The 437-nt window shown below is 63.2% G+C and carries 1 protein-coding gene; it reads right to left on the bottom strand.

The annotated features are described in order from the left end of the window. Window positions 1-437 (bottom strand): DUF4082 domain-containing protein (locus MOV76_RS39505; RefSeq protein WP_247266629.1); only part of this gene is annotated, 437 nt, incomplete at both ends.

The raw sequence follows: 437 nt of genomic DNA, 5'->3' as shown, positions 1-437 counted from the left end.
TGTCGTTGGTCAGCACGTTGCCGCTCGCCACCACGCCACCCGAACCGTTGGCGACCCCGCCCTTCTCCGTCGCATCACCCGCATCGGCAACCGCCGTCGGCGTCGTGTTCGGTGTTGTCGATGCCGGACGGAAGACCACATCGGCATAGTAATTGGCGGCGTTGTAGGTGGCATTCGGGAAAATGCCTGCGGTAGCGGAGCCGCCATAGGTGTATACGCCGTTGCCGCTGGCTAACGCGGTCAGCGGGCCGCTGGTCACTGTGGCGGTAAAGAAATTGTCGGTCGCGACGTAGGCACCAGTCGTGTGGTAGGAGGCGACATAGGTTGTATTGGCGGCAATCGTGACCGGAGTTGTGAAGTTCACCGTCTGCCAGCCGCTCGCTGTGGTGTTGGCGAAGGTGGCGGTGGCGAGCTTGGTGCCGGTCGTGGTCCACAGG

This window comes from Rhizobium sp. PRIMUS64, from assembly GCF_023006465.1.
In the GTDB taxonomy this organism is placed as follows: Bacteria; Pseudomonadota; Alphaproteobacteria; order Rhizobiales; family Rhizobiaceae; genus Rhizobium; species Rhizobium leguminosarum.
This window is presented reverse-complemented; position numbering and strand designations above follow the sequence as displayed.